Annotated in this window: 9 protein-coding genes; 6 read left to right on the top strand and 3 right to left on the bottom strand. The window is 64.2% G+C overall.

Annotation, left to right across the window (positions count from 1 at the left end; genetic code table 11):
- The first annotated feature begins 207 nt into the window (after positions 1–207).
- From B552_RS0126225 to B552_RS0126210, 4 genes are all read left to right on the top strand, one after another.
- Entirely contained in the window at positions 208–582 is a 375-nt protein-coding gene (locus B552_RS0126225) for a CidA/LrgA family protein (protein WP_019452037.1), read from the top strand.
- Positions 579–1,301, top strand: coding sequence for an LrgB family protein (locus B552_RS0126220; RefSeq protein WP_019452036.1), 723 nt, complete (start codon positions 579–581; stop codon positions 1,299–1,301). Before B552_RS0126225 ends, B552_RS0126220 begins: the two co-directional genes overlap by 4 nt.
- 84 nt (positions 1,302–1,385) lie before the next feature.
- The gene (locus tag B552_RS0126215) at positions 1,386–1,766 is read left to right on the top strand and encodes a VOC family protein (RefSeq protein ID WP_019452035.1); all 381 of its coding nucleotides are present in this window, start codon (positions 1,386–1,388) and stop codon (positions 1,764–1,766) included.
- Positions 1,767–1,779: 13 nt separating this feature from the next.
- Positions 1,780–2,469 (top strand): YafY family protein, encoded by a 690-nt coding sequence (locus B552_RS0126210; RefSeq protein WP_019452034.1) that lies wholly within the window; start codon positions 1,780–1,782, stop codon positions 2,467–2,469.
- 9 nt (positions 2,470–2,478) lie between these two features.
- On the opposite strand, the gene B552_RS0126205 is transcribed toward B552_RS0126210, so the two are convergent.
- The 3 genes from B552_RS0126205 to B552_RS0126195 form a co-directional block, all read right to left on the bottom strand.
- Entirely contained in the window at positions 2,479–2,973 is a 495-nt protein-coding gene (locus B552_RS0126205; RefSeq protein ID WP_019452033.1) for a glutathione peroxidase, read from the bottom strand.
- Between the two features lie 46 nt (positions 2,974–3,019).
- On the bottom strand, positions 3,020–4,159 hold the full coding sequence (locus tag B552_RS0126200) for a PilT/PilU family type 4a pilus ATPase (RefSeq protein WP_019452032.1): 1,140 nt from the start codon (positions 4,157–4,159) through the stop codon (positions 3,020–3,022).
- 133 nt (positions 4,160–4,292) lie between these two features.
- Entirely contained in the window at positions 4,293–5,336 is a 1,044-nt protein-coding gene (locus B552_RS0126195; protein ID WP_019452031.1) for a type IV pilus twitching motility protein PilT, read from the bottom strand.
- Positions 5,337–5,482: 146 nt separating this feature from the next.
- On the opposite strand from B552_RS0126195, the gene B552_RS0126190 reads away from it, so the two are divergent.
- Together B552_RS0126190 and proC are read left to right on the top strand one after the other, a co-directional pair.
- Positions 5,483–6,172, top strand: a complete 690-nt coding sequence (locus tag B552_RS0126190) for a YggS family pyridoxal phosphate-dependent enzyme (protein ID WP_019452030.1) — start codon at positions 5,483–5,485, stop codon at positions 6,170–6,172.
- Between the two features lie 90 nt (positions 6,173–6,262).
- The gene (proC, locus tag B552_RS0126185) at positions 6,263–7,084 is read left to right on the top strand and encodes a pyrroline-5-carboxylate reductase (RefSeq protein ID WP_019452029.1); all 822 of its coding nucleotides are present in this window, start codon (positions 6,263–6,265) and stop codon (positions 7,082–7,084) included.
- Positions 7,085–7,173: the final 89 nt, after the last annotated feature.

Genomic DNA, 7,173 nt, shown 5'->3' with positions numbered 1-7,173 from the left:
CTCCCCTCTCCCGCACGGCGGGAGAGGGGTTGGGGGAGAGGGCACGGCGGCTCGGAATGCGACATAGCGCAATTTGCACCTCAAGGCCCTCTCCCCCGCCCCTCTCCCATGAATGGGAGAGGGGCGCAAACCACCAGGCTCACCTACGTTTGCACGCATCTTGTACGGGAGTACCATGTCGGCACATTTCGTTCCCATAGCGCCCCCATGCTCCAGACGTTTGCCATCCTGCTGGTCTTCCAGACCGTGGGCGAGGTGATCAGCTTCGCGCTGCACCTGCCCGTGCCGGGTCCCGTGATCGGCATGCTCATGCTGTTTGGCTGGCTGGTTTTCGATAACCGGCTGTTGCCCGTGATTCAGAATTCCGCGAACGAGTTGCTCAAGCATCTGTCTCTGCTGTTCGTGCCTGCCGGCGTCGGCATCATGGTGCACGCCAGCCGCATTGAAAGCGAATGGCTGCCGATCATCGTTGCGTTGGTGATTTCCACGTGGGTGGCGATTGCCGTCACCGCGCTGGTCACGCGCGCGCTGATGCGCAAGCCGCCTGTCCAGCAGCCCGCCGATGAGGGAGTCCAGCCATGACGCCACGTCTGAACGAGATCTGGGTCTACCTGGCCGCGAGCCCGCTGATCGGGCTCACGGCCACGTTGCTTGCCTACGTGTTTGCGTTCCGCATCTACGAACGCGCGCGTTTCTCGCCGCTGGCCAACCCGGTGATGATCTCGGTGGCGATTCTTGTCACCGTGCTGACAGTCACGGGCACGCCCTACAAGACCTACTTCGACGGTGCGCAATTCGTGCACTTCCTGCTCGGGCCTGCCACGGTGGCGCTGGCCGTACCGCTGTACATGCAGTTGCCGAAGCTGCGCACGCATGTGTTCCCGCTGCTGTGCGGTCTAGCGGCTGGCTCGCTGGCGGCCGTGGTGTCTGCGGTGGGCATTGCCTACGCGCTTGGCGCAACGCCGGAGGTGGTGCGGTCGCTCGCACCGAAATCGGTCACGATCCCGATTGCCATGGGTGTTTCCGAAAAGATCGGCGGACTGCCTTCTCTGACCGCCGTGCTGGTGATGGCGACCGGCATTATCGGCGCGGTCAGCGCCACCGCGCTGCTGAACCTGCTGCGTGTGCGCGACTATACGGTGCGCGGCTTCGCCACCGGCGTAGCCGCACACGGAATCGGCACCGCACGGGCGTTCCAGGTGAGCCAGGAGGCCGGAGCGTTCTCGGCACTCGGGATGGGCCTGAACGGCGTGCTGACGGCAATCATGGTGCCGGTGCTGGCCACCTGGATGCCGCACTGAGCCCCTGACACGCTCCTGACAGGACGTTGTCAGGAGCCCCGGCGCATCATCCGTTCTCCCAACCACGCAACGAGGAGAGCCACCATGTCCACCCCCACCAACACCCTGGTCAACTGGCTGGAAATCCCGGTGACCGACATGCGGCGCGCAGTGGAATTCTACGAGGCCGTGTTCGAACACCCGCTGCGCCGCGAGACGATGGGCAAGGTCGATATGGCCGTGTTCACGCACGCGGATGCGTCCGGCGCACTGGTGCAAGGCGATCAGTATCGGTCGAGCGCGTTCTACGGCCCGGTGCCGTACCTGAACGCGCCGCAGCTTGACGACATGCTGGCTCGCGTGAGCTTCGCAGGCGGCCAGACCCTGGAAGGCCCGGTGGAACTGCCGGACAACCTGGGGCGCTACGCGCATATCAAGGACAGCGAAGGCAACCGGATCGGCCTGCACGAGCCGTGCACCCACTGAACGCGAGCCCTCCGTGAGCCGACGCGCCGACCGTCTCTTCCAGATCGTCCAGGTCCTGCGGGGCCGCCGTCTTACCACGGCGGCACTGCTGGCCCAGCGCCTTGGCGTGTCCGAGCGCACGGTCTATCGCGATATCCAGGCGCTGTCGCTTTCGGGCGTGCCCGTCGAAGGTGAGGCCGGCATCGGCTACCGCTTGCGGCCCGACTACGATGTGCCGCCGCTGATGTTCACGGCGATGGAAGTGGAAGCGATGGTGGCCGGGCTGCGGCTGCTCAAGGCCTGGGGCGGCGGCGCGCTGGCTGCGGCGGCCGATCCTTCGCTGGAGAAGCTGGTGGCTGCACTGCCACCGCAACGGCGCGTGGCCGCGCAGCAGAGCCGCATCTTCGCGCCCGAGTATGTGAACCAGCCCGCCGTGCGCGAGGCCTTCGACATCGTGCACACCGCAATCGGCGCGCAGCGCCTGCTGCAGATCGACTACAGCGACGCGCAGCAGCGCGAAAGCATGCGCGTGGTGCAGCCGCTGGGGCTGTTCTTCTGGGGCAATGTCTGGCTACTGGCGGCGTGGTGCACGGCGCGGTCGGACTACCGCAGCTTCCGGCTGGACCGCTGCCGCGCGCTGACGATGCTCGACGAGCATTTCCACGAAACGCCCGAGCGTTCGCTCAATGGATTCCTGCGCACCATCCACGCCGACAGCCAGTAGGCGCAAACGTCAGGCTTGCTGGTTGTTCAGCAGGCTTTCAATGTCCGCGCGGATTTCCTCGGGCTTGGTGGTCGGCGCGTAGCGCTTGAAAATCGAGCCGTCACGGCGCAGCAGGAACTTCGTGAAGTTCCACTTGATCGCCTGCGTGCCGAGCAGGCCGGGCTTTTCCGAGGTCAGCCACTTGTAAAGCGGATGCGCGTCCGCGCCGTTCACGTCGACCTTCTCGAACATCGGGAACGTGACATGGAAGCGCGATTCGCAGAACGCGCCGATCTGGTCCGCGTCGCCCGGTTCTTGCTTGCCAAACTGGTTGCAGGGGAAGCCGAGCACGTCGAAACCTTGTGCCTGGTAGGACTCCTGCAGCGTCTGCAGGCCCGCGTACTGCGGCGTGAAACCGCATTCGCTGGCCGTATTGACGATCAGCAGCACCTTGCCCCGGAAGTTGGCCAGCGGCTGCGGCTTGCCGGACAGGGAATTGGCTTCGAACGTGTAGACGTTGCTCATGGTTGTCTCCTGAGACTATTCACGGCTGTGAGGATACCGCGGCGGCTCAGATCACGTTCAGGTGTTCGGTGCCAGCGCCCAGGTCGGCGTCCCGGTGCCGCGTGCTGTGAAGCTTGATCATCAGGCGCAGATCGTTGAGCGAATCGGCGTTCTTGAGCGCGTCCTCGTAGGTGATCTTGTCTTCCTCATAAAGCTCGAACAGCGCCTGGTCGAACGAGATCATGCCTTGCTCGCGGGACTTCTTGATGACTTCCTTGAGTTCGTGGATTTCGCCCTTGAAGATCAGGTCGGCCACCAGCGGCGTGCCGATCATGATTTCCACGGCAGGCACGCGGCCCTTGCGGCCCGCGCGCGGCAACAGGCGCTGCGAGATCATCGCCTTCAGGTTCAGCGACAGATCGATCAGCAACTGCTGGCGCTTTTCCTCGGGGAAGAAGTTGACGATACGGTCAATGGCCTGGTTGGCATTGTTCGCGTGCAGCGTGGCCAGGCACAGGTGGCCCGTTTCGGCATACTGCATCGCGTATTCCATGGTGTCCCGATCACGGATTTCGCCGATCAGGATCACGTCCGGGGCCTGACGCAGCGTGTTCTTGAGCGCGATGTGCCAGGACTCGGTGTCGATGCCCACCTCGCGCTGCGTGACGACGCAGTTCTGGTGCGCGTGCACGTATTCGATCGGATCCTCGATCGTAATGATGTGGCCATACGAATGCGCGTTGCGGTGGTCCAGCATCGCCGCAAGCGAGGTCGACTTGCCCGAGCCCGTGGCGCCGGTGACGATCACCAGGCCACGCTTGGCCATGACGATGTCGTGGAGCGCCGGCGGCAGATCTAGGTCCGCCACCGATGGAATGCGGGTGTTGATGGTCCGCACGACCATGCCCGCGCGCCCCTGCTGGATGAAAGCCGAGACACGGAAGCGCCCGGCATTGGGCGCCGTGATCGCGAAGTTGCATTCGCGCGTGTCGTCGAATTCACTGATCTGGCGCTCGCTCATGATCGAGCGCACCAGGCCCAGTGCCTGCGTCGGGTTCAGCGGCTGCTGGGAAACTGGCGTGATCTTGCCGTCCACCTTGATGGCCGGCGGGAATTCCGAGGTGATGAACAGGTCGGAGCCGCGGTTGTTGACCATCAGCTCCAGCAGGTCGTTGATGTACTTGGCGGCGGATTCGCGGTCGAGCATGGTGTGCCCCTCTCTTACATGGAAACCGGTTCAGAATGAAGCGAAGCGGTTCTGGCTAGACGCGAGGCCGCAGGCAGTACAAACAGTACGACAAGGCCGCGCAACGACGCCAGAATCATTCTGAAGCGGTTTCCTAGCCCATGAAGGCGTCGGGATTCTTTGCAATCGCCCGCGCATCGTTGTAGTTGATCATGCCGCGCTTGATCAGGTCGCCCAGGCACTGGTCCAGCGTCTGCATGCCCAGCCCGCTCGACGTCTGCATCATCGAGTACATCTGCGCGATCTTGTTTTCGCGGATCAGGTGGCGGATGGCGGGCGTGGCGATCATGATTTCGTGTGCCGCCGTACGGCCATTGCCGTCCCGTGTCTTGAGCAGCGTCTGCGAAATGACGGCTTCGAGCGATTCCGAAAGCATGGTGCGCACCATGTCCTTCTCTTCGGGCGGGAACACGTCGACCACACGGTCGATCGTCTTGGCCGCGGAACTCGTGTGCAGCGTGGCAAAGACCAGGTGGCCCGTTTCCGCCGCGGTCAGCGCAAGGCGGATGGTTTCCAGGTCACGCAATTCGCCGACCAGGACCACGTCCGGGTCTTCACGCAGCGCGGAACGCAGCGCGTTGGCAAACGAATGGGTATGGGGTCCGAGTTCGCGCTGGTTGATCAGGCTTTTCTTGGACTGGTGAACGAATTCGATCGGGTCTTCCACCGTGAGGATGTGACCCATGTCGTTGTCGTTGCGATGATCGACCATGGCGGCCAGCGTGGTCGACTTGCCCGAGCCGGTCGGGCCGGTGACCAGCACCAGGCCGCGCGGCTTCATGCACAGGTCGGCGAACACGGCCGGCGTGTGCAGGTCGTCAAGGGTCAGGACCTTTGAAGGAATCGTCCGGAACACCGCGGCCGCGCCGCGCTGGGTGTTGTAGGCGTTGACCCGGAAACGGGACAGACCGGAGATTTCAAACGAGAAATCGACCTCAAGGCGTTCTTCGTATGACTTGCGCTGAACGTCGCTCATGATGTCGTACACCATGGCGTGAACGTCCTTGTGCGTCATTGCCGCGACGTTGATGCGGCGCATATCCCCGTGAATACGCACCATCGGCGGCATGTCTGCCGAGAGGTGGAGATCGGATGCCTTGTTCTTGACCGCAAAGGCCAGTAGCTGCGCGATGTCCATCTATAATGACCCCACCCTAATAGACCCTGACAAAACGATTCTGGCGCCGCTGCTTCACCCTCCTGGCCAGAACTGCTTCGTTTCGTTTTGTCAGGGTCTTCGTTTAATGGCTTATTGTTGTACTTCTTTGGTATGTTCGCCGGATTATGTCTGTAATCGCCGCCAACTTGCAAGCCGTGAAAAATGACATCGCGGCGGCTGCACAACAAGCCGGACGGGAAGCCTCAGCAGTCTCGCTGCTGGCCGTCTCCAAGACCGTTTCCGCCGAACGTGTTCGCGAGGCTTTCCAGGCCGGGCAGCACGCATTTGGGGAAAACTACGTACAGGAAGGGCTGGACAAGATTGCCGCGCTGGACGACCTGCGCAGCCGCATCCAGTGGCATTTCATTGGCCCGTTGCAAAGCAACAAGACCCGGCCCGTGGCCGAGCAGTTTGACTGGGTGCATGCGATCGACCGGCTGAAGATTGCCGAACGGCTGTCGGCCCAGCGGCCGGCGGGCATGGCCCCACTGCAGGTCTGCATCCAGGTCAACATCAGCGACGAGACCACCAAGAGCGGCGTGCCGCCGAAGGATGTCCTGGCACTGGCACAGGCTGTGGCCGCGCTGCCAAACCTGAGGTTGCGAGGCCTGATGGCCATTCCGGCGCCGGCCGATGACCCGGCAGCCCAGCGCCAGCCGTTTGCCGCCCTGCGCGAGCTGCTTGACCAGCTACGGCAAGCAGGACTACAGGTGGATACGCTCTCGATGGGCATGTCCGCCGACATGGACGCGGCCATTGCCGAAGGCGCCACGCTGGTGCGCATCGGCACCGCGATCTTCGGCGCGCGGCACTGATGGCGCCGCCAGCGTTCACGCCGCCTTCCACGACACCACGATAATCGACGCCGGCCCGACACCCATCGCGCAGGCACACCAGGAACTATGATGCTCGACACCCTTACCTTCGGCTTCCTTGGCGGCGGCAACATGGCCTCCGCCCTGATCGGCGGCCTCGTGGCCCGCGGCGTGCCTGCCAGTGCGATCCGCGTGGTCGATCCGTTCGAAGACGCCCGCCAGCGCCTGGCCCAGACGCTTGGCGTGCAAACCCTCGCAGCGCCCGACGCCGCGTTCGGTGCCAGCGACGTGATCGTGCTGGCCGTCAAGCCGCAGCAGTTCCGCGATGCCGTGGCATCGCTGGCGCCGCTGCTGCGGAACAACCTGATCATCAGCGTGGCCGCCGGCATCCGGCTGCAGGACATGCAACGCTGGATGGGCACGGCCCGCCTGGTCCGTGCGATGCCCAATACCCCGGCGCTGGCCGGCATGGGCATGACGGGCCTGGCGGCCGCGGCGGGGCTGTCCGGCGACGACCGCGCCATCGCCACGGCCGTGGCCGAGGCCGTGGGCCAGTGCGTATGGGTCGAGGATGACAGCCAGATCGACGCCGTCACCGCCATCTCCGGCAGCGGCCCGGCGTACGTCTTTTACTTCATCGAGGCGATGGAACGCGCCGCGACCGAAATGGGTCTCTCCGCCGAGCAGGGCCGCAAGCTGGCCGTGGAAACGTTCCGTGGCGCTGCGGCACTGGCCGCCGAGTCGCCCGAGCCAGTGTCGACACTGCGCGAGCGCGTCACGTCGAAAGGCGGCACCACCTATGCGGCGCTGACGTCGATGGATGCAGGCGGGATCAAGGACGCCTTCGTTCGTGCCATGCACGCAGCCGCCGCGCGCGGCCGCGAGATGGGCGCAGAGTTCGGGAAGGATTGACGGGCGTTCTCCCCTCTCCCGCCTGGCGGGAGAGAGGTCGGGGGAGAGGGCCGGCGGTTCAAGCAACGACATGTCGCAATTTGAACCGC

The sequence above is a fragment of the Cupriavidus sp. BIS7 genome (assembly GCF_000292345.1).
Taxonomy (GTDB): Bacteria; Pseudomonadota; Gammaproteobacteria; order Burkholderiales; family Burkholderiaceae; genus Cupriavidus.
This window is presented reverse-complemented; position numbering and strand designations above follow the sequence as displayed.